The 1,475-nt window shown below is 39.6% G+C and carries 2 protein-coding genes; both read left to right on the top strand.

The features are described from left to right. Nucleotides 1-189: 189 nt before the first annotated feature. A complete protein-coding gene (locus tag JP36_RS10360) occupies nt 190-708 on the top strand; it encodes a hypothetical protein (RefSeq protein WP_039174462.1) in 519 nt (172 codons plus the stop codon). Then, nucleotides 662-1,475, top strand: an 814-nt coding sequence (locus JP36_RS10355; protein WP_039174460.1) for a GA-like domain-containing protein, incomplete at its 3' end; no start/stop codon positions are given. The genes JP36_RS10360 and JP36_RS10355, both read left to right, overlap by 47 nt.

The raw sequence follows: 1,475 nt of genomic DNA, 5'->3' as shown, positions 1-1,475 counted from the left end.
ACTACTACTACTTTCCTATTTTGACAACCTTGTATTTATTAGATAGTATGCGCATTCTTGTGAAAAATTTAATCTATTTTTTAGTTTAGAAAATGTAACGCAAAGGAAGTAGTTTTGTTTATAAAAGATTAAATAAAACAAGAAAAAATATTAAATAAATTTATTTACCAACCATAAAGGAGGACTCTAATGAGTCTAATTTTAATCAAAGCAAAATCAGGACAGCGAATTGATTTAAGCAAAGTTGCCAAAAAAGGCAAATATGTTGAATTAGCTGTTGCCGGAGAAGAGTATCACGTTATAGACAGTGAAACGGGGAAAACTCCAGAAGATTTACAAGTTTCCCGATCAGGCAGTGATCTCATCATAAAAAGCAAAAAAGACAAGATTGAAGTTATCATAGATGAATTCTGGGGCGAATGTAGCGCAGAACAGCAATGCTTTGCAGTGTTTGACAGTGCGGCGCAAGGTGCTGAGCAAGGCAAGGTTATCGTTACCCAAGTTGAAGCGGAAATGAGTGGTTTTAGTAGCAATGACATTGCCAGTGGAACGTTAACTACCAGCTTAGAAAATGGACAAAGTTTTAGCCCTTGGGCATATGTAGCCGGTGCAGCAGCATTGCTCGGTGGTATTGCATTAGCCGCAGGCGGTGGAAGCAGTGGTGGCAAAGGATCATCCCATACTGGGGGGGGGGGTAGAAAGCACTAAGATTACCGCCGCCGAAGAAGCAGTTAAAGCCGCCGAAAAAGCCTACCAAAAAGCCAAAGATCTTCTTGAAAAAGCAAAAGAAGATAATCAAATCACAGCAGAAGAAAACGCTGCCCTTGAAGAAGCAAATCAAGCAATAAAAGACGCAAAAACAAAGGCAGAAGAAGCATTAAAAAACCTACCTAAAGATAAAGAACAAGAAGCACTGAAAGAAAGATTAGATGCAGTTAATCCCATTGAAATTCCAAAAAATAGTGGGGGTTCGTCAACAGCTCCAGAACAACCAACTCCAACAGACCCTACAGATAATCAAGGCAACACAGGAAAAGACAAACCGGATGTTGGAGGACAGGATAAAGATCCTGCGTTAGAAAATGCAGAGAAATTAGTCAAAGAGGCGGAAGACGCAGAAACAAAAGCGGAAGAAGCATTAAAAGAGGCTAATAAAGATGGTGTGATTTCTCAAGAAGAGAAAGGCAAATTAGATAGTCTAAATGAAGAAATCACTAAAGCTAAAAAAGATGCAGAAGATGCATTAAAAGATCTACCGGAAGGTGAAATCAAAGATGATTTAAAAGAGCGTTTAGATGATGTTGATAATGTTAGAGTACCGACTGTAAATGACAGCAACGGTAATGGTGTTGACGATGCGACAGACGTTGCGAATGCTGAAAAAGCATTAAACGATGCGGAAGCAGTGAAGAAAGCATTTGAAGATAAGAAAGCGGAAGCAGGCGAGGCCATTAGCCCAACTGAGCAGCAAGAGC

This window comes from Gallibacterium genomosp. 1, from assembly GCF_000771875.1.
GTDB lineage: Bacteria > Pseudomonadota > Gammaproteobacteria > Enterobacterales > Pasteurellaceae > Gallibacterium.
The sequence above is the reverse complement of the archived record's forward strand: the minus strand, read 5'-3'. Positions and strand labels throughout refer to the sequence as shown.

Bases quoted from the DNA above. Each gene is read 5' to 3' on its own strand.
- JP36_RS10360 (WP_039174462.1), top strand. From the start codon at position 190: ATGAGTCTAATTTTAATCAAAGCAAAATCAGGACAGCGAATTGATTTA.